Origin of the sequence: Lelliottia sp. CFBP8978 (assembly GCF_034046055.2) — a bacterium.
Taxonomy (GTDB): domain Bacteria; phylum Pseudomonadota; class Gammaproteobacteria; order Enterobacterales; family Enterobacteriaceae; genus Enterobacter.
The window spans coordinates 1620936-1641126 of sequence record NZ_CM188253.1; the positions used below are offsets into that span (position 1 = coordinate 1620936).

The following is a 20191-nucleotide window of genomic DNA, read 5'->3' on the forward strand; positions in this document are numbered from 1 at the left end:
GGGCTGGAGGTTTTATGGATATCGCGCTGCTTAACAGGGACTGGAACAGAACATGGTCAGATACAATGGTCAATCTGGAGGCCAGAAAACTCGTCGAAACAGCAAATAGGTTGTCAGGTTTTTATCTGCATGATGGTCTGACGCGTATCAAGTTTGTCGAGGAGATAAAACAGGTTGTAGAAAAAGAATTTGCAGCAGCACGCAAGGCCAGAACAGACGAAGAGTGCATGATATGCATTAAGAACCTTCGTGCTGAAGCGGATAATCTGCGAGAACAAGATCGTCTGCTAAGAACTAAAGCCGCGCAGCTTTATGCGAAAGTCGAATTCATTAGGGAAAACAATAAAATAGTCGGTTATGTTATCTCAGCTGTAAATATTGTTATATCAGGAATGGCGGCTATTAGTGGGGCAATAATGATTGCGACAGGAACACCAATAGGAGTATTGGCAGGAGCTATACTTGTTGTTGATGGTGCAAATGGCATAACAAAAGAAGTTGATCAACTACTTTATGGTCAACAATCAAAGTCGGAAGGTATCTTTGCTGATGGTGTAATGGAAACTGCGAGTTTTATGGGCTTCAAACCTGAAGCTGGACTCGCAGCTTACAAAGCGATTTCCCTGAGTGCAAGTGTTTACACTATTTTTGGCTTGTCGAGGAAAGCAGAAGCCTGGAGGCTCTTTCGTTATATTCCAAAAGATTACTATAGAAAGGTTACAGTGATGAGCAAACCAAAGCTAACTATGAAAATCTTGGGTTACGGAATCAAAGCTAAGGTGATTTTCGATCTTATCAGCACAGATTAACCCTTGTTTTTCCTACAAAACCGCCAAGATTTATATGAAATCACTGGCGGTTGTATAAAGATTAAGATCATTGATGTTATTAACAAGCCGATACTTCCTGATATTAACTTGCCAGTATTGGAGAAGATAGCTAAAAAAACCACTGATAGTAAGAAAAAAAACAATATAAAAATCAGTATGTTAAATCTTCTTCCTAGGTCGTGGATTACCTCATCAAAATCTCCGCCAAAACTTTCAATGTTATTTTTTAAAATCTGTATTTCTTTACGAGTGAATCCCGATTGCAACAATGAATCTTCTGTAATACCCATTCTGTCATTCCCTTTGGTCATAAAGTGCATTTATCACTGATTATACTGATGAAATTTAAAGCGTTCCAGCTTTAGTCCTTTCCCCGATTCCGAAAATTTCTAGTCCCCTAGATATGCCAGCATCATGCTGGACTGACTATGAAGTCAGGTACAGGATATCTGATGGGATAGAATACACTATACATACATGGCTAATGCCGCAGATGCTTGACTTATGGTTGAACGCAGCCTTCCTATCGGTCGGGTGTTTTTTTATCGAACCCTAAATCGCAGGGCATGACTGATAGAGTGAACTACTTGGCAAGTGATACGGGGTGGATTCACCCCTGCATTTGAAGATCGTGTGAAATGTTACTTATGGCAAATTTCTCGATCATAAACTCCACCATTGACAGCCAGCATTTGCCTTTTCTTCTTCGAGACCATTTTAGTCATGATTTGCGAATCATCTAAGAAAATGCCTCCAAATGTTCCTGGTCGTGCATTCCATCCAGCAATAATCACTATATCGCCCACGTTTAATGCTGCTACAGTATTGTTATCATAATCCGTATTTTCGAAAAAGAACTTCAGGCCTTCACTTGAATCAGGGATATGTAATGTTACTACCGGATTTTTACTGAAAGTGGCTGTGCTAATTTTTGTTATTTTTCCTGCAACCATCAATCGGCATTTTTTGAAGTCGTTTGTTGCTCTGAACTCATGTTCCTGAAATCGAGCATAAACTTCCTTGGTTGTATACAGCCTGGGAAGTATATCGATTATCGATGATTTTGTTGATTGCTCGTTTTGTTGTGAAGATGCTGAACCTCCGTTCGATAACTGTATTGATTCAGTTGCTCTGGCTTTGCATGGTATTATTGCCATTCCGTTCAATATATAAATCACGAAGAAGATGGCAACAGCTGTAGTTGACTTTTTAAAACGTGAGGTCATTTTTCTTCTCCATAATTTCTGCCTTAACAATGTGCACGTCATTACGATATATTTTTACGTTGTCAGGCGGAGATTTAACTGCTTTACGGATTTCGTTCATTCCATCGTTTGATAACATATCGCAGCCTTCCATATACATAACCTTGCGGGTGTCGGTATCTGATATGTTAGTGAAGCTATTACTGACCCATGAATCAGGTGTTTCTATTCCATGTATCATCTTCATATACTCAACGATGAACGCATCTGTCAGGTGAAATAGTCCAACCCTGTATTTTCCGGTATAGGCATTACCAGAAAACGAAGTTACCCAATCGTTTTTTAAAACCAAAGCTAGCGTATTATTTTCCACGTTTAGACTCCAGTTCAGTAATACGCTTATTGGTCATGTCGATAAGACATTTCTGTTCATTATTGCAGTCAGACTTTTTCTTTATCCATTCTCTTTGGGAAGGGAGTAATCGTTTTCGAGTTTCAGGGCTAAGGTCTTTCCAGACCGAATTAAGTTTCTCATCGCTTGCTTTGTAACTGTGTGTATCGACCTTTGAGGTTACAGAATTGTTTTTGGGGGCTTCGCGACTGTTATTATAGAAAACGGGTGCTCGTACTCCCTGAGCGTAGTCTTTAGCTGCTTTTTCCCACACATCTTGTCCATTGGCAGTCAATATTGTTCCGAACTCTGTAGTGTCGAACCTGTAACTACGAATCTCGCCATTGAAATCCATCTTCACATTGACGACGGTTGATTTCGAAATGCCAGTCAAGAAATCACCAGCTTCGGACCCGAACGAACAAGCGATTTCTTTAGTATCACTGACATTAGGGCGTAACCCGTGCATAGTGAATCTGCCGTTATTAGTTGTAGCAGTGATATCTACCAGCGGAACGATTGATGATGATTGCTTTGTCATCGCAAAGCATATCCCCTTCATATTTACATCCTTGTCCATCCCGAGAAACATCAGGGCGTTTTTGTCGCTGCTTGCGACACCTGCTGATTTTGCCTCTGGCAAGAAATAGACGGTACTGGAGGCGGCGGTTATACCTGAAATGAGAACAACGCCTGAGGCTATGATTTTTAACGTTTTTATAAGGATAGTCATTCTGGATACCTTCTTTTTATTGCACTCCATCGGGGGCAGATCACCATCCCGTGAATCTTGCTTGCGAGAAACACTACTCGAAGAATCATGATCTTACATTGATCTATAAAATCTATCAATATCACAAAATTGATCTATAAAAACGATCAATTGGGCTGTGAAGAGTTCGCAGACTGCTTTTATGGGGAAGCTATCGAAGTGTTCAACAATCTGTACAGATCAAGAGAAGCAAGAAAAAACAACTGGAGGTAATTTTTATCAGGTTTTAGTATTTCGCTAACACTAAACGTACACTCATAATTTGCTATTCTGTCGATTCAATAAATTGGCCGCCATTTTCCCGAGTTCAGTGAGGAAATGCAACGCGCCAGAGCGATAAGGGGAATATGATGTCAAAAGTCTGCACAATCGCATGGGTTTACGGCACGGTTCAGGGCGTCGGGTTTCGCTACAGTACGCAGCGAGAAGCCTTACAGCTCGGGCTTAGGGGATATGCGAAGAACATGGATGATGGCAGCGTAGAGGTTGTTGCCTGCGGCGAAGCCGAAAAGGTGGAGAAATTGATCGCCTGGCTGAAAGCGGGTGGACCGCGCAGTGCGCGGGTTGAAAAGGTCTTAACAGAACCGCATCAACCCGGTCAGGAATACGCCGACTTCGGGATTCGTTATTAAATGCATTTCACCGGTTTGGGCAAACCTGCGATTTTAGTCGCCTGCTTTGCCGGACCTTTCGGGAAAAGACGATACAGATAACGACTGTTCCCTTTCTCTTCGCCAAACTTATTGGCCATCGCTTTAACCAGCATGCGAATTGCGGGCGAGGTGTTGAACTCCAGATAAAAGTCCCGCACAAAACGCACCACTTCCCAGTGCTCTGGCGTCAGGGTGATGGATTCTTGTTCCGCGATCGCTTCCGCCAGCCCTTCACTCCACTGGCTGCTCTCTTTCAGATAGCCGTCGTTATCGGTCGCTATCTCTTTACCTTCAAAGCTCAACATAATAATTCACACGTCAATCAATAACCCGCGCAGTGTAGCAAAAAACAAAGCCCCGCATAAAGCGGGGCTTGATTCAGGCGATGCCGTGTTAATCGCGGCTTGCGAAGCCAAGAATGCTCAGCAGGCTGACAAAGATATTGTACAGCGAGACATACAGGCTCACGGTAGCACGGATGTAGTTCGTTTCGCCGCCGTGAATGATGTTGCTGGTTTCATACAGAATGGCACCTGAAGAGATCAGGATGAACACTGCGCTAATCGCCAGATGCAGCGCTGGCAACTGCAGGAAGATGTTCGCCACCATCCCAACCAGAACAATCACGATACCGGCCATCAGCATGCCGCCCAGGAAAGACATGTCTTTACGCGTGGTAAGGACATAAGCCGAGCAGCAGAAGAACACCAGCGCAGTACCGCCCAGCGCCATACCGATAACATCCCCCATGCCCGCAGACAGATAGGCATTGAGGATTGGCCCCAGGATATAGCCCAGGAAACCGGTAAAGGCGAATGCAGACAAAATGCCAACTGGCTTATCCGCCGTTTTGTAGGTCAGGAACATCAGACCATACATGCCGACCAGGGTCAGAATTAGACCCGGAGAAGGCAGCATCAGTACGGTACTGGCTGTCGCGGTGATCGCGGAGAATGCCAGCGTCAGGCTCAACATGAAATAGGTGTTTCTTAACACTTTATGGGTGCTGAGTAGCGATGTGCGGTCGCGTGAAGAACTAATAATACGATCCATGAGTCACTCTCTTATGACAGATGTAATTAACGGCAAGAATAGAAAAGGTCGCGCCGGTTACAAAGTGGTTTTACCCATCTTTACTCAAAGCGTTAGCGCAGACGCTGGTGCTTTCTTTCAAAGAAATCCTTTTCAACAGTATGAATGTTGGTATCGCAAAATTATTCAGATCGACATCTTATAGGTTACTGAAAAATATTGCCTTATTAAAATTAGAGCGCTAAGAGTGAGTGCGTATCGTCAGAAAACAAACAATAAGGCGTATAAAATGAAATTACCCTCACGAACTCACTTTACGCTCTCTTTACTGACAGCGGGCATCTTGTGTGCAAGCACAACGGCTCTGGCTGCCAGCGTGCCAGCAGGAACACAGCTGGCAGAGAAGCAGGAGCTGGTCAGAAATAATGGTAGTGAACCGGCATCGCTTGATCCGCACAAAGTCGAAAGCGACGTCGAATTCAATATTATCAGTGATATGTTCGAAGGACTGGTGAGCGTCTCTCCTCAAGGTGAGATCCAGCCTCGACTGGCGGAAAAATGGGAGAATAAAGACAACACCATCTGGACCTTCCATTTACGTCCGGGCATCACCTGGAGTGATGGTACTGCCATTACGGCTCAGGATGTGGTCTGGAGCTGGCAGCGTCTGGTCGATCCCAAAACGGCGTCACCCTACGCCAGTTACCCCGGTAACATGCACATTATGAATGCCGCTGATATCGCACAGGGCAAAAAAGCACCCGCCACCATGGGAGTTAAAGCCATAAACGATACCACCCTCGAAGTGACGTTGACCCAGCCTAACGCGGCGTTTCTGGCGATGCTGGCGCACCCCTCGCTGGTTCCGGTAGATAAAGTGCTGATTGGTCGCTTCGGTGAGAAATGGACCAAGCCGGAGCATTTTGTCAGCAGCGGCGCGTACAAACTCACGCAGTGGGTCGTGAACGAACGCATAGTGGCGGAACGTAATCCACGCTACTGGGATAATGCCCATACCGTCATCAATAAAGTGACTTATCTGCCCATTACCTCTGAAGCCTCGGACGTGAACCGTTACAAGGCGGGCGAGATCGACATTGCGTATACCGTGCCGATCAACCAGTTTGCCCAGTTAAAGAAAACCCTGGGCGATGAACTGGATGTTTCACCGCAGCTGGCTACCTATTATTACGAATTCAATACAACCCGACCGCCATTTAATGATGTGCGCGTGCGCAAGGCGCTGAATATGGCGCTGGATAAGGACATCATCGCCGGGAAAGTTCTCGGGCAGGGTCAACGTCCGGCATGGGTCATCAGCCAGCCTGATATTGGCGGCGTCAAATTGCACGGACCTGAATATGCCAGCTGGCCGATTGATAAGCGCATCGCCGAAGCCAAAAAGCTGCTCAATGAGGCAGGATTCAACGACAGCCATCCTTTGAGCTTTAATCTGCTCTATAACACTTCAGAATCGCATCAGCGCATCGCCATTGCGGCCAGTTCGATGTGGAAGAAAAACCTCGGCGTGGAAGCAAAACTGCAAAATCAGGAATGGAAAACCATGCTGGATACCATGCACACGCATAATTTTGACGCCGTGCGTTATGCCTGGATTGCCGATTATGACGATGCCGCTACGTTCCTGAATAACTTCCGCACTGGGGACAGCGAAAATACCAGCCAGTACAGCAACCCGGCGTATGACAAAGCGCTTGCCGATGCCGCAAAAGCCAAAACAACCGAGGCGCGCGGGCAGTTGTATCAGCAGGCAGAAGATCTGCTGGGCCAGGATGTACCCGCTATTCCGGTTTATCACTACGTTCGCACACACCTGGTTAAACCGTGGGTGGGGGGATTCACGCCGGATAAACTGGGTTATTACTTCACGAAAGACATGTACATCAAAAAGCACTGAGCCGTTAATCTAAGATTTTGTGCTGATAAAATGGCCATTCCGTTGTTATTTCAACCGATTGATAGCGTTTTGGCTATTTTTAAAGCAAACGAACACATTGATGCTTTACACGAAGAACCGAGGTGTTTATAGTGCGCCCCATACCGGAAGCGTGGCCGAGCGGTTGAAGGCACCGGTCTTGAAAACCGGCGACCCGAAAGGGTTCTAGAGTTCGAATCTCTACGCTTCCGCCAAACATAACAAGGGCTTACAGAAATGTAAGCCCTTGTGCTTTTGGGGTGTTGGAATATTCTGTTGGTATATTCCCGATGGATCCGTGTTGCGAAAGCAGCAAATTAATTTCCGCGTTCGTCATTTTTTTCAGCTTTACCCGCGTAATAATATCAGCCCCTGCTTTTCCAGCCACTTATAATCCTGACGCCATTCGCTGATGGTCTTCCTGGCATGACTGACGTCGCTGAACCCGTGTTCATTCAGGCATTCATCGCGAAAGCGTCCGTTAAAACGTTCAATACATACGTTCTGTGTCGGCTTGCCGGACTGGATAAGCCGCAGCTCCACGTCATGCTCATAAGCCAACTGGTCATGTGCTCTGCAGGTAAACTCCGGCCCTGATCGGTCCTATCGTATCGTAGCCCGATAGCCGCGAAACAGCGCAATGCTGACTCCCCAAACACTTTCTTCGCTCCAGCGCCCCAATACAGTGCACTCGTCCCAGTCTCTCTCCCTAAAACAGTGAAACCCAACCCCCACGAACTCTCAACTCATTAATATTCAACAAATAAAATTCTGGCATACACCTTGCTTAATTAAACCTGAAAGGGCAGCACCACACAATTTGATCAATAGCTGGCTAGGGTTCCGGTTCACTGCGGTGAATGGCTGGTCCAAGAGCTGGCGACCTCTGCGAGGTTACACGGCGGGACAAAAGCCCGGGAGACAGCAGCACCAATTGGTGTCGCGCTGCCCCCTAATTTTGTGCCACTCAGAGGTCAAGCATGAAGAAAACGTCCTTACTCCGCACTCTCGTACTGTCGCTGGCGATGCTTGTCAGTCTCCCTACCGTTGCGGCGGTGAAAAAAGAGTTCAACATCTGCTGGACCCTCTACGCAGGGTGGATGCCCTGGGGCACCATTAGCAGCAACAAAATCATCGATAAATGGGCTGACAAGTACGGTATCAAAATCAACGTCGTTCAGCTCAACGACTACATCGAATCCATCAATCAGTACACCGCGGGCCAGTTCGACGGCTGCACCATGACCAATATGGATGCGCTCACCATTCCGGCGGCGGGTGGAGTAGACACCACCGCGTTGATCCTCGGCAGCTACTCGGAAGGTAACGATGGTGTCGTCATGAAAGGCGAGGGCAAAACCCTTAACGACCTGAAAGGGATGAAGATCTACTTGCCCGAACTCTCCGTCTCTCACTATCTGCTGGTGCGTGGCCTGGAAAAAGCCGGGCTAGCGGAGAAAGACGTCACTGTGGTTAATACCTCAGACGCGGATATCGTTTCGGCGTTCGGCACCTCTGGCGTGCAGGCCACCGTAGCCTGGAACCCGCAGCTCGCCGTCATAAAAAGTACGCCTAAAACCACCGAAGTTTTCAGCTCCTCGCAGGTGCCGGGCGAGCTTATCGACATGATGGTGGTTAACAGCGAAACCCTGAAAGACAACCCGGCGCTCGGCAAAGCGTTGACCGGGGCATGGTACGAAATGATGGGCCTGATGAAAGCCCACGACGCTAACGCATTAAACGCAATGGCCGCCGCCTCTGGTACCGATCTGGCCGGGTATCAGGCGCAGCTGAAAACTACCCACCTGTTCTATACCCCCCAGGACAACCTGGCCTTTATCACCTCGCCAGAGCTGGCGAAAACCATGCAGCGCGTGGCTTCGTTCTCTTTTGATAAAGGGCTGCTGGGCGACGGAGCGCAAAGCGCGGACTTTATCGGCATGAGTTTACCTGGAAATGTCACGCAGGGCGATGCCGACAACGTCAAGCTGCGATTTGACGACAGCTTCGTGAAAATGGCTGCCGCGGGCCAGCTGTGATGAGCGGCGGAGTCTCCATGCGACAGATTAATCGCCATCCTACTTCAGGCATGCGGATGATACTGGTGATGCTGCCATTCGTTCTGCTGCTTGCCACGTACTTCTTTGGCTCTGCGGTGCGGCTAGAGGCCAACCCGCACGACAAGCTGCTGCCCGGCCTGCAGCAGATGCTGGACGCGCTCTCCCGGATGGCGTTTACCCCGGATAAGCGCAGCGGTGAGTACCTTTTCTGGGTTGATACCCTGATGAGCCTGGCGCGCCTGCTGGTGGGGCTCGCGATTGCGTCGCTCATCGGCCTCTGCATCGGCATCAGCTCCGGTGTCTTACCTCTGTGGCGTGCGTCGCTGTCGCCGCTGATGACGGTGTTGTCGATGATCCCGCCGCTGGCGATTTTACCGGTACTGTTTATCGTTTTCGGGCTGGATGAGCTGTCGAAGGTGATGCTGATCGTTATCGGCATCACGCCGATGCTGGCGCGTGATCTGGAGCATCGTGCCTGCGAAATCCCATCGGAAATACTGATTAAAGCCCAGACGCTGGGTGCGAACAGCTGGACGCTGGTGCTGCGGGTGGTGCTGCCACAGCTGTTGTCACGCCTGCTCACCTCGCTGCGTCTGCTGCTGGGATCCGCGTGGTTGTTCCTGATCTCGGCGGAGGCGATATCCTCAACGGCCGGGCTGGGCTACCGCATTTTCCTCGTGCGTCGCTATATGGCCATGGACGTGATTATTCCGTATGTCCTGTGGATCACGTTGCTGGCCTGGCTAATGGATCTGTCGCTGCGCAAGCTACATAAAACCTGTTTTCCCTGGTCGGAAGGAGGGAAGGCATGAGCTTTATTACCATCAACAATATCTGGCAAGAGTACGGCGACCATGTGGTGCTGGAGCGCTTGAGTCTGCAAGTGAAAGAGGGTGAGTTCTGCTCGATGGTTGGCGCGTCTGGCTGCGGGAAATCGACGTTTCTGCGTCTGCTGCTCGGCCAGGAAGCGCCGAGCCGCGGGTCAATTACGCTGGACGGCAAGCCGTTGCGCCCCGAACCGGACAGCAGCCGCGGCGTGGTGTTTCAGCGGTACTCTGTTTTCCCACACCTCAGCGCGCTGGATAACGTCACCATCGGCCTCGAACTGCCGCAATCACCGCTATTCGGGCGGCTGTTTGGCGCCAAAAAACGCGCCGCGCGCGAGCGGGCTGCGGAGATGCTGGAAACAGTCGGCCTCGGGCACGCGATGGATAAATACCCGGCGCAGCTCTCCGGCGGTATGCAGCAGCGCTTAGCCATCGCCCAGGCGTTCATTATGCAGCCGCGCGTGCTGCTGCTTGATGAGCCTTTTGGTGCGCTGGATCCTGGCATCCGTAAAGACATGCACGCGCTGCTGCTGCAACTGTGGGGCGAAACCCGGATGACCGTCTTTATGGTCACGCACGATCTGTCTGAGGGCTTCAACCTCGGCACTCGCCTGTTGGTGTTCGACAAAGTGCGCATCGACCCGCAGGCACCGAATGCTTTTGGTGCGCGCATTACCTACGACATCCCGCTCAACGAGACGCGGCTTTCCGCGCTGAGCGGCGCAGCTCACAATAACGTTTATGCCTTAAGAGGTTAATCCAATGAATACGAAAACACTGTTGCGCGAAGAGATCCTGCCCGGCGGCGGACACCTCTCGTTCGTGCTCAAGCGCGGGCAGATCCTGCGCATGACGGACACGGACGGCGGGGCGAACGTCAGTCTGCTGATGCTTAACTCGCACCACAAAAGCGAGCGACTTAACCTGCCCGATACGCTGAAAGGTCAGCACACCGCGCGGCTGACCACCGGGCACTGCTTTTACTCCGACATGGGCTGCGTGCTGGCGGGCATTACCGCCGACACCAGCGGTTGGCACGATCCGTTTGGAGGCGTGTTGAATGCGCAGGAAGTTGCGGAAAAATACGGCCAGGGACGCTATCAGGAATTGCGTAACGTTTACTATCGCAACGGAACCGACAACCTGCTAGTGGAGATGGGCAAGTGGGATCTCAATTTTGAGGACCTGCTAATGGTGGTCAACTTCTTCAGCAAGGTCACGGTGGATGACAGCGGGCAGTTCCGCTTCCACAGCAATCATTCGCTGCCGGGCAGCTACGTCGAGCTGTTTGCACCGATGGACACGCTTATCGTGATGACCGCGCTGCAGCACCCGATGGATCCGTCCCGAGAGTATGCCCCGCGCCCGGTGCAGCTGAGCTGGCGACAGGCGGAGGATGAAGAGAGCGCAATCAACGCCCTGTGCACGCGGCCGGAAAACGAACGCGCTATCGCCAACACTCACCTTTTTGCCCTTTAAGGAGCCGCAGATGACCGTAGCCAGCGAGAAAAAACCCGAGAACGCCAGATTTCGCCACGTGATCCCGGCGGGTGAACCCTACCTGTTTGAAGTAAAAAAAGGGCAGACCCTGCGTCTGCTCGATCTGGAAGGCAATCAGGCGGTGGATACACTGTTCTATAACGCCGATAACACGCGCGAGCGCTACGATGCACAGCGAACCCTGCGCCGCCAGAACAACGCCTATCTCACCCGCGGCAGTGTGCTGTATTCAAACCTCGGCAACCCGCTGCTGACCATTGTGGCGGATACCTGCGGGCGTCACGACACGCTCGGCGGAGCCTGCGCGCAGGAGAGTAATACCGTGCGCTATGCCCTCGACAAGCGCCATATGCACAGCTGCCGGGATAACTTTCTCTGCGCCTGCCTGCATGATGGCCGTCTGCAAAAGCGCGATATTGGCGCCAACATCAACTTCTTTATGAACGTACCGGTGACGTCGCAGGGCGGCCTGACCTTTGAGGACGGCATCTCCGCGCCGGGGAAATACGTCGAGCTGCGCGCAGAGTGCAACGTCATTGTATTGATCTCCAACTGCCCTCAGCTGAATAACCCCTGCAACGGCTGGAATCCGACGCCAGCGGAGGTGTTGGTATGGAACTGACGCCCACTCGCTGGCAGCGCCTGCGCCAGATGATTTATCGCCTGTTTGTCGTTCGTGCTGGACGAATCCTGCCGTAAACACTTTTCCCCCATGGACGACCATGGGTGAGCCGATTTTCGGCGGGACGACCCGCCACGATTGAGTCTGACCTATGTTGACGACACTTCTGATTGCGAACCGCGGGGCGATTGCCTGCCGCATTCTGCGCACCCTGCGCGCCATGAGCCTGCGCGGCGTGGCGGTCTATTCCAACGTGGATATCAGCAGCCTGCATATCCGCGAAGCCGATGACGCCATCAGCCTCGGCGACGGCCCGGCGGCAAACACTTACCTGGCCACTGAAAAAATCATTGCCGCTGCGAAAGCCTCCGGTGCGCAGGCCATTCATCCGGGCTATGGATTTCTCTCGGAAAATGCCGCCTTTGCCGAAGCTTGTGACGCCGCAGGCATTGCGTTTGTAGGCCCCACGCCGGAGCAGCTTCGCCTGTTTGGCCTGAAGCACACCGCGCGTGCGCTGGCGAAAGCCCACGGCGTGCCGATGCTGAAAGGTACTGAACTGCTGGTCGATGTGCATGACGCGCTGCACGCCGCTGAACGCGTCGGCTATCCGGTGATGCTGAAAAGCACGGCGGGCGGGGGCGGCATCGGTATGCGCGTTTGCTATAACGCAGAAGAACTCCACGACGCGTTCGATGCCGTGGTGCGTCTGGGGAAAAATAACTTCAGCGACGCAGGCGTATTTATCGAGAAGTACATCGAGCGGGCGCGCCATCTTGAGGTGCAGCTGTTTGGCGACGGCCTGGGCGAGGTGATAGCCCTCGGCGTGCGGGACTGCTCCGTACAGCGCCGTAACCAGAAGGTGCTGGAAGAAACCCCCGCGCCCAACCTGCCTGCGGGTATGGAACAGGCGCTGTGCGAAGCGGCGATAAAGCTTGGCAAAGCGGTTAACTACCGCAGCGCGGGGACGGTGGAGTTTGTCTACGACAGCGATGCGGCGCAATTCTATTTCCTTGAGGTGAATACCCGCCTGCAGGTGGAGCACGGCGTCACCGAGCAGGTGTGGGGCGTCGATCTGGTACGCTGGATGATCGAGCTTGCGGCAGGCACGCTGCCACCACTGGCGGAATTATGTGAAGATCTGAAGCCCAACGGCCACGCTATTCAGGCGCGCGTTTATGCCGAAGATCCGGGGCGTCAGTTCCAGCCGTCACCGGGGCTGCTCACCGAGGTCGTTTTCCCGGTGAACGATCGCCGTACGCTGCGCATCGACAGTTGGGTCGAGTCTGGCTGCGACGTACCGCCGTTTTTTGACCCGATGCTGGCGAAAATCATCGCCTGGCAGCCGACGCGTGATGCTGCAATCCGCACCTTATATACCGCGCTGGACAAGACGCGTCTTTACGGCGTGGAAACCAACCGCAGCTATCTGCAGCAGATTTTAACCTTTACGCCGTTTGCGAGCGGCAAGCCATGGACGCGGTGCCTGGACGGCCTGAGCTATCAGGCCTTCACGTTTGAAGTGCTCAGCGCGGGCACGCAAACCACAGTGCAGGATTATCCCGGACGTACCGGTTACTGGGCGGTGGGTGTTCCGCCATCTGGCCCGATGGATAGCAACGCACTGCGTCTCGGTAATCGCCTGCTGGGCAATGACGACAGCGCCGCCGCGCTGGAAATTACCCTCAGCGGCCCGACGCTCAAATTTAACTGCGATGCACAGCTGGTGGTCACCGGTGCGGATATTGCCCTGACGCTCAATGGCGAACCGCTGGCGAATAATCGCGTTTTTAACGTACGTGCAGGCATGACGCTACGCATGGGGGAAATCGCCGGACAGGGCGTGCGTAGCTACCTGTGCCTGCGCGGCGGAATTAACGTGCCGGATTATCTCGGCAGCAAAAGCACCTTCACGCTGGGGCAGTTTGGCGGCCATGCCGGGCGGGCGCTACGTACGGGGGACGTGCTGCATCTCGAACCGCTAACGGCCCCGGTCGCAGAGCATGAACTGCCGCAGGCGCTGCACGCTACGCTCGGCGCAGTGCGCGAGCTGCGGGTGATCTACGGTCCTCACGGCGCGCCGGAGTATTTCACGCCGGGCTATATGACGACGTTTTTTGCCACTGACTGGGAGGTGCATTTTAACTCCAGCCGGACGGGCGTGCGCCTGATTGGGCCGAAGCCAGAGTGGGTGCGAGAGAGCGGTGGAGAAGCGGGTCTGCATCCGTCAAACATTCACGACAACCCGTATGCCATCGGCGCGGTGGATTTTACCGGCGATATGCCGGTGATCCTCGGCCCGGATGGCCCGAGTCTGGGCGGATTTGTCTGCCCAGTCACTATCATCGAAGCGGATTTGCCTGCGGTCGGGCAGGTAAAAGCCGGGGACAAAATTCGCTTTGTGCCCGTTGATATCGCCACCGCGCGGCGTCTCGCACAGGCGCGGGAGGCAGAGATTGCCAACCTGCATCCGCAAGCGGTTTCCTGGCAGCCCGCTGGGCTGGCCTCGCCTGTGGTGCTGGAGCAGGGGAGTGCTGACAAACGCCTGGTGGCACGGCTCTCTGGCGATACCTATTTGCTGCTGGAGATAGGTGAGCCGGAGCTGGATCTGGTGCTGCGTTTTCGCGGTCACGCGCTGATGCAGGCACTGGAAGCGAAAGCGCTTTGCGGGATTATTGACCTCACTCCGGGGATCCGCTCGCTGCAAATTCACTACCAGCCGGAAGCGCTGAGTCTGGCGACACTGCTGGAAGTGGTGGCCGGGCTGTGGCGGGGCGTTTGCGAACAGGATGCGCTGGAAGTGCCGTCGCGCGTTGTCTGGTTGCCGCTCTCCTGGGATGATCCGGCGTGTCAGAAGGCCATCGACAAATACATGACTACCGTGCGCCGCGATGCGCCGTGGTGCCCGAGCAATCTGGAGTTTATTCGCCGCATCAACGATCTGGCGAATATTGATGAAGTCTATAAAACGGTCTTCGACGCCCGCTATCTGGTGATGGGGCTGGGGGATGTGTATCTCGGCGCACCGGTCGCCACGCCGCTCGATCCGCGTCATCGTCTGGTGACGACGAAGTATAACCCGGCGCGCACATGGACGGCAGAAAACTCGGTGGGCATTGGCGGAGCGTATCTGTGTGTTTACGGCATGGAGGGGCCAGGGGGATATCAGTTCGTCGGGCGCACGCTGCAGATGTGGAATCGCTATCACGCGGTTGACGATTTTGGGGACAAACCGTGGCTGCTGCGTTTTTTCGACCAGATTCGCTTCTATCCGGTTTCTGCCGACGAGTTGCTGACGATCCGTCGAGATTTCCCGCTGGGACTTTATCCGCTGCGTATTGAGCACACCACGCTAAAACTGGCCGACTACCAGCGGTTCCTCGCCGACGAAGCACCGGAGATTGAGGCCTTTCGCGCACATCAGAAGGTGGCCTTTGACGCGGAGCGTGAGCGCTGGATAGCCAACGGACAGGCGCACTTTGACAGCAGCGACGTGCTGGTAGACGAAGGTGACGATGTGCCGCTACAACCCGGACAAGAGGGCGTTGACAGCCCGGTGTCGGGCAATCTGTGGCAGGTGAACGTCGGGGTCGGTAACGCCGTGCGCGAAGGGGATGTGCTGGTCGTGCTGGAGTCAATGAAAATGGAGATCCCGCTGGTGGCCCCGCACGACGGCGTGGTCAGCCAGGTGCGCGTTCAGCCGGGCTCGTCGGTACGCGCGGGTCAGTGTGTCGTGGTTCTGGAGAAAACAGCATGAAGCATCCTTATGATTTAAGAATTGACGTGCTGACGCAGGCTTATCGCGACGGCCAACTCACGCCGCGAGAGGTAATCGCAACACTGCGCGAGCGCGCGCTGGCGCTGAACCCTGAGTTCAATGCATTTATTCATATCCTTACGCCGGAGGAGCAGGAGCCGTATCTGGCGGCGCTGGAAAACGTGCAACCTACATCGCTGCCGCTTTACGGTGTGCCGTTCGCCATCAAAGACAATATTGACCTGGCAGGCATCGACACCACTGCCGCCTGCCCGGCATTTGCCTGTCGGGCTGAGCAGGATGCGACCATTGTTGCCCAGCTGATAGCGCTGGGGGCGGTTCCGATGGGTAAAACAAATCTTGACCAGTTTGCCACGGGCCTGAACGGCACTCGCTCACCTTATGGCCCGTGTCGTAACAGCGTGCATGCGGATTATCCGTCCGGCGGTTCTAGCTCCGGGTCATCGCTGGCGGTGGCGCTCGGGCTGGCAAGCTTTGCCCTCGGCACCGATACCGCCGGAAGCGGGCGTGTTCCGGCCTCGCTCAATAATCTGATCGGGCTGAAAGCGACCAAAGGGCTGATCTCGACGGCGGGCGTGGTGCCTGCCTGCCGCACGCTCGACTGCGTAACATTTTTCACCACCACGGCGGCAGAAGCCAGCCGTCTGCTGGCGCTAACGGCGGTGAAAGACCCGCGCGACGAATACAGTCGATCCAATCCGCTGTGGAACGGGCCGCAGGCCTTTGGTGTACCCGCCGCAGGGTTTTGCTTTGGCGTGCCGGACAGACTGGAATTTTTGGGATGCGCAGAGAGTGAAATGCTCTATCACACCGCGAAGGCGCGGCTAATTGCGCTCGGGGGGGTGCCATTGACCATCGACTTTTCGCCGTTTCTGGCGGCGGCAAAATTGCTGTACGACGGCCCGTGGGTGGCAGAGCGTTATCATGTGGCGGGCGCGCTGATTGAACAGCAGCCGGAGGCGGTGCTGCCGGTAATTCGTGATGTACTGCAACATGCGTCATCCGCAACGGCAGTCGTGGCCTTCGAAGCTCAGTACTCGCTTCAGCGCTTTAAGACAGAGTGCGACGCAATTTTGGATAAGCTGGCGTGCGTGTTAACGCCAACCTACCCGCGCCCCGTAAGTCTGGCTGAGCTGGCGGATGAACCGGTCAAAAGTAATGCTGAACTGGGCGTCTATACCAACTTTATGAATCTGCTCGACTACGCCGCCGTGGCGGTGCCTGCAGGGTTCATGGTGAATGGATTGCCTTCCGGCGTCACGCTGTTCGGGCGCGCATTTACTGACCAATATCTGCTGAGCCTTGCCGATGCGTTACAGCGTCAGAGCGCTATACCTCTGCCCGGAGAGCGCACGATGCAGGAGGATGCGCCTACCGGGACGGCGACGAACGACCGTCTGCAGTTGATTGTCTGTGGTGCACATCTGGACGGCCTGGCGCTAAGTTTTCAGCTACGCCAGCGTGGGGCAACGCGTATTCAATCCACGTTCAGCGCGCCGCATTATCGACTCTATGCCCTGGCAGACGGTAAACGGCCAGGGCTGGTGCGCGACGCTGAACAGGGGGCCGCGATTGCAGTTGAAGTGTGGGAGATGCCGCATGCTGAAGTGGGATCGTTTCTGGCGGGCATTTCGGCCCCGCTTGGTCTGGGGAAGGTGGAGCTGCAGGATGGGCGCTGGTTAACGGGCTTCATCTGTGAAGGCGTGGGTTTGCAAGGCGCGCGCGAAATAACAGAGTACGGCGGGTGGCGAGCCTGGCTTGCTCAACAACAGTGAGCAAGCAGAACCCGCTTAAAGGTAGCGCGTCTTGTCAGCAACAGCCGTGAGCAGCCTGGATTGCCAGTTTGCCCAGTGCGTGGGAGGACGGGGCCCGACGTTTTCGGGAAGACGGCAAGAAGCCAGTCACATTCGGCATCGCGGGTGTTCATGCCATTCACTTCCCCTCTCACCCCTCCTTCGGGTTTGAGAGGTAGCCAGTGGTCTTAAACAAAGGGTTACCGAAAGGTGGCCCTTTGTTGCTTTAGGTTGTGTACGTGGTCTTCCCGTAAATGGCGTCGTAGTCATCTAGCCCGCTGAGATGACCACCTCAATCAGATTCGTCTTCCCGCTCGCTATGCCGGTTCTGACCGCCGCTGCGACATCCGCCGCCTGGGTTACACGGCAGGCCCGGACCCCCATCGACGCCGCCAGCGACTGAAAATCAATGCAAGGATTCACCAGATCCATTCCAATGAAGGTTCCCAGGGCGACGGAGCTGTAAGACGGCTGATTTTTCATAAAGTTTTTTAACACGTTGTACTCAAAATTATTCATGACGATAAAGGTCACCGGGAGATCCTCATGCGCGGCGGTCCACAGCGCCTGCGGCGAATACATGGCTGCGCCATCCCCCACCAGACAGACCACCGGCTCGCGCCCCAGCCCCAGAGAATGCCCCACCGCAGCAGGCATTCCCCATCCCAGACCACCGCCGCGCATAAAGTAATAGCGCTGGTACTGCTGATCTGAAATGAATTTTCTGATGTGGTTTGTCGTCGCAATAGCCTCATCAACAATGGTGACGCCCGGTGGGATAGCGCGAAGGACTTCATGAGCGGCGACCAGCGGTGAAATAACCGGGTGTGCAAATTCAGAGGCGAAGTAAGCTTCAAGCTGCTGCTGATTTTTTTCACGCTCACTTTTCGCTTTGTTAAGGTGCTTCAGATAAATCTCTTTCTTGCGAGAGGTGATGCGTTCAAGTTTAGGTAATAGTTGCTCAAGCGAAATTTTGATATCACCCATCAGCGACAGCCTGGTGGGATAGGTTCTGCCCAGTTCGTTCATATCCGACGAGAGCTGATAGACAACACAGTCCTGCGGAATGGATTCGGTTTCGCTGTAGAGGATGGTGATTAAACTTTTGCCGCCCAGAATAAAGACGGCGTCGTAGTTCATAATGATTTTTGCAATATCCCGCGACGTGGTCGGCATATTTCCTCGCCAGAGCGGATGATGAGGCGGGAAGGGCAGGTTTAACGGCCATGACGAACCATAGACATGCGCCCCCAGCATTTCAGCCACCAGAACGGTTTCTTCTGTGGACCGGCTACTGTGGATTTCGTCGCCTGCAATCATCATCAGCTTACCGGGCTGCACGTTACTTAACTCGATCGCCAGTTCATCCAGCAAGCTGGCTACGGTGTGATAATTCACCCGCGAAGAGGCAAGAATGCTGGCATCGTGCATCTCTTCCATCACGTCCATAGGCAGAGACAACAGGACCGGACCCGCCGGAGGATAGCTGGCATCGTGAAAAGCCCGCCTGACCAGGACCGGAAGCTGCGCGGCGCTGGTCACTTCTTTTGTCCACTTCACGACCGGGGAGGCAATAGACACCACGTCATCATAGAGCAGCGGCTCGCGGACGTAGTGCCGGGTGTCCTGCTGTCCGACCGTCACAACAAGCGGGGTTTTCATAATTCTTGAGTTGATCAGGTTACCCATGCCGTGACCTAACCCGCTGGCGGTATGCAAATTCAGAAAACCTGTTTTGCCCGATGCTTTTGCATACCCATCAGCAATGGCTACCGCGCTGCTCTCCTGTAAAGCCAGGACATAATGAATATCGTCGTGGCGAAGCAGGGCATCAATAAGCGGTAATTCAGTGGTTCCCGGATTACCAAAAATATACTCCACACCTTCACTTTCAAGGACTTCGAGCAGAATATCCGCACCCGAACGCAGCGCGAAATCCGTCAACGTATTGATAGCTTTCATGGCCAGTTACCTTATTCATAGGAACGTGATACGGCGTCAGAATTCTTCACGAGTGGGGCGAATGACTATCTCATTTACATCAACATCTTCAGGCTGTTCTATAGCGTAAGCGACCGCTTTAGCAATAGCCTGAGCCGGGATCGCCTGCTTATAGAATTCATTCAGAAACGCTTTGCTTTCGGGATCTGAACTGCCGTGCTGCAGGTCGCTTTCAACCGCACCAGGGGATATCAGCGTGGTGCGGATATGGCTGCCTGCTTCATATCGCAAACCTTCGCTAAGGGCTCTGACGGCAAATTTTGTCGCACTATAAACCGCGCCACCGGGGCTTAGCACCTTGATCCCCGCGACCGAGGCGACGTTGATGAAATGGCCCGCTTTCTGGCTTTCAAAAACCGGCAGCGCCGCAGCGATACCGTTAAGCACGCCTTTGATATTGGTATCAATCATTTGCTCCCACTCATCTGTTTTCAGTGCGGTTAAGGGAGCAATGGCCATGTAGCCCGCGTTGTTAATAAGCACATCCACACGTTCAAATTTTGAAACGGCGGTGCTCACGACAACGTTAACTTCGCTGAGTTTTGTGACGTCAGCTTTGATGGCTATCGCTTTTCCACCGGTTTGAGTAATGTGGTCGACAAGAGAATTAATACGCTCCAGGCGCCGGGCAACAAGGACCAGCGTTGCACCTTTTTCAGCTAGAAAAAGAGCAATCGCCTCACCAATTCCGCTGCTTGCTCCGGTAACAATAATAACGCGTTCGTTTAGATGACTCATAAATACACCTCTGATAAATTAAATAAATCAGGTTGTTAGCGTCTGAATTAACATAC

18 protein-coding genes, 1 tRNA gene, 1 pseudogene and 1 riboswitch are annotated in these 20191 nt (G+C 53.4%); of the genes and pseudogenes, 11 read left to right on the top strand and 9 right to left on the bottom strand.

Annotation, left to right across the window (positions count from 1 at the left end; all coding sequences use genetic code 11):
• Positions 1-14: 14 nt before the first annotated feature.
• Positions 15-809 carry a DUF4225 domain-containing protein gene (locus SOM82_RS07480; RefSeq protein ID WP_320461129.1) on the top strand — a complete coding sequence of 265 codons (795 nt, stop codon included), beginning with the start codon at positions 15-17 and terminating at the stop codon, positions 807-809.
• On the opposite strand, the gene SOM82_RS07485 is transcribed toward SOM82_RS07480, so the two are convergent.
• From SOM82_RS07485 to SOM82_RS07500, 4 genes are all read right to left on the bottom strand, one after another.
• Complete coding sequence (locus SOM82_RS07485) at positions 806-1120, bottom strand: hypothetical protein (RefSeq protein ID WP_320461130.1); 315 nt, start codon at positions 1118-1120, stop codon at positions 806-808. The two genes, SOM82_RS07480 and SOM82_RS07485, sit on opposite strands and share 4 nt — an antisense overlap.
• Before the next feature lie 351 nt (positions 1121-1471).
• The gene (locus SOM82_RS07490) at positions 1472-2056 is read right to left on the bottom strand and encodes a hypothetical protein (RefSeq protein ID WP_320461131.1); all 585 of its coding nucleotides are present in this window, start codon (positions 2054-2056) and stop codon (positions 1472-1474) included.
• Positions 2040-2408 (bottom strand): hypothetical protein, encoded by a 369-nt coding sequence (locus tag SOM82_RS07495; protein ID WP_320461132.1) that lies wholly within the window; start codon positions 2406-2408, stop codon positions 2040-2042. The genes SOM82_RS07490 and SOM82_RS07495 overlap by 17 nt, the downstream gene beginning before the upstream one ends.
• Entirely contained in the window at positions 2398-3159 is a 762-nt protein-coding gene (locus SOM82_RS07500; RefSeq protein ID WP_320461133.1) for a lysozyme inhibitor LprI family protein, read from the bottom strand. Before SOM82_RS07500 ends, SOM82_RS07495 begins: the two co-directional genes overlap by 11 nt.
• Positions 3160-3548: 389 nt before the next feature.
• Here SOM82_RS07500 and yccX point away from each other — a divergent pair, with 389 nt between their 5' ends.
• Positions 3549-3830 (top strand): acylphosphatase, encoded by a 282-nt coding sequence (gene yccX / locus SOM82_RS07505; protein ID WP_154127875.1) that lies wholly within the window; start codon positions 3549-3551, stop codon positions 3828-3830.
• On the opposite strand, the gene tusE is transcribed toward yccX, so the two are convergent.
• The gene (gene tusE, locus SOM82_RS07510) at positions 3827-4156 is read right to left on the bottom strand and encodes a sulfurtransferase TusE (protein ID WP_154127876.1); all 330 of its coding nucleotides are present in this window, start codon (positions 4154-4156) and stop codon (positions 3827-3829) included. The two genes, yccX and tusE, sit on opposite strands and share 4 nt — an antisense overlap.
• 88 nt (positions 4157-4244) lie before the next feature.
• Entirely contained in the window at positions 4245-4904 is a 660-nt protein-coding gene (yccA, locus tag SOM82_RS07515) for an FtsH protease modulator YccA (protein ID WP_154127877.1), read from the bottom strand.
• Positions 4905-5172: 268 nt separating this feature from the next.
• On the opposite strand from yccA, the gene SOM82_RS07520 reads away from it, so the two are divergent.
• On the top strand, positions 5173-6801 hold the full coding sequence (locus SOM82_RS07520) for an ABC transporter substrate-binding protein (RefSeq protein ID WP_320461134.1): 1629 nt from the start codon (positions 5173-5175) through the stop codon (positions 6799-6801).
• Between the two features lie 145 nt (positions 6802-6946).
• Positions 6947-7034, top strand: a tRNA-Ser gene (locus SOM82_RS07525).
• Positions 7035-7209: 175 nt separating this feature from the next.
• Here SOM82_RS07525 and SOM82_RS07530 read toward each other — a convergent pair.
• A pseudogene (locus tag SOM82_RS07530) lies at positions 7210-7464 on the bottom strand (integrase core domain-containing protein); the annotation flags it as partial.
• Positions 7465-7643: 179 nt separating this feature from the next.
• A riboswitch (guanidine-I (ykkC/yxkD leader) is annotated at positions 7644-7742 on the top strand.
• Positions 7743-7799: 57 nt separating this feature from the next.
• Here SOM82_RS07530 and SOM82_RS07535 point away from each other — a divergent pair.
• The 7 genes from SOM82_RS07535 to atzF all read left to right on the top strand — a co-directional run bounded on the left by SOM82_RS07535 (position 7800) and on the right by atzF (position 17378).
• On the top strand, positions 7800-8858 hold the full coding sequence (locus SOM82_RS07535; protein ID WP_320461135.1) for a putative urea ABC transporter substrate-binding protein: 1059 nt from the start codon (positions 7800-7802) through the stop codon (positions 8856-8858).
• A gap of 17 nt (positions 8859-8875) precedes the next feature.
• The gene (locus tag SOM82_RS07540; RefSeq protein ID WP_320461136.1) at positions 8876-9691 is read left to right on the top strand and encodes an ABC transporter permease; all 816 of its coding nucleotides are present in this window, start codon (positions 8876-8878) and stop codon (positions 9689-9691) included.
• Positions 9688-10464 carry an ABC transporter ATP-binding protein gene (locus tag SOM82_RS07545; protein WP_320461137.1) on the top strand — a complete coding sequence of 259 codons (777 nt, stop codon included), beginning with the start codon at positions 9688-9690 and terminating at the stop codon, positions 10462-10464. The genes SOM82_RS07540 and SOM82_RS07545 overlap by 4 nt, the downstream gene beginning before the upstream one ends.
• Before the next feature lie 4 nt (positions 10465-10468).
• On the top strand, positions 10469-11185 hold the full coding sequence (locus SOM82_RS07550) for an urea amidolyase associated protein UAAP1 (protein ID WP_320461138.1): 717 nt from the start codon (positions 10469-10471) through the stop codon (positions 11183-11185).
• 10 nt (positions 11186-11195) lie between these two features.
• On the top strand, positions 11196-11828 hold the full coding sequence (locus SOM82_RS07555) for an urea amidolyase associated protein UAAP2 (protein ID WP_320461139.1): 633 nt from the start codon (positions 11196-11198) through the stop codon (positions 11826-11828).
• 151 nt (positions 11829-11979) lie between these two features.
• The gene (gene uca, locus SOM82_RS07560; protein WP_320461140.1) at positions 11980-15582 is read left to right on the top strand and encodes an urea carboxylase; all 3603 of its coding nucleotides are present in this window, start codon (positions 11980-11982) and stop codon (positions 15580-15582) included.
• Positions 15579-17378, top strand: coding sequence for an allophanate hydrolase (gene atzF, locus SOM82_RS07565; protein WP_320461141.1), 1800 nt, complete (start codon positions 15579-15581; stop codon positions 17376-17378). Before uca ends, atzF begins: the two co-directional genes overlap by 4 nt.
• 288 nt (positions 17379-17666) lie before the next feature.
• Here the strand turns inward: atzF and SOM82_RS07570 are convergent, their stop codons facing one another.
• The gene (locus tag SOM82_RS07570; protein WP_320461142.1) at positions 17667-19358 is read right to left on the bottom strand and encodes a thiamine pyrophosphate-binding protein; all 1692 of its coding nucleotides are present in this window, start codon (positions 19356-19358) and stop codon (positions 17667-17669) included.
• A 36-nt stretch (positions 19359-19394) separates the two neighbouring features.
• Entirely contained in the window at positions 19395-20135 is a 741-nt protein-coding gene (locus tag SOM82_RS07575; protein WP_154127898.1) for an SDR family oxidoreductase, read from the bottom strand.
• Between the last annotated feature and the right edge of the window lie 56 nt (positions 20136-20191).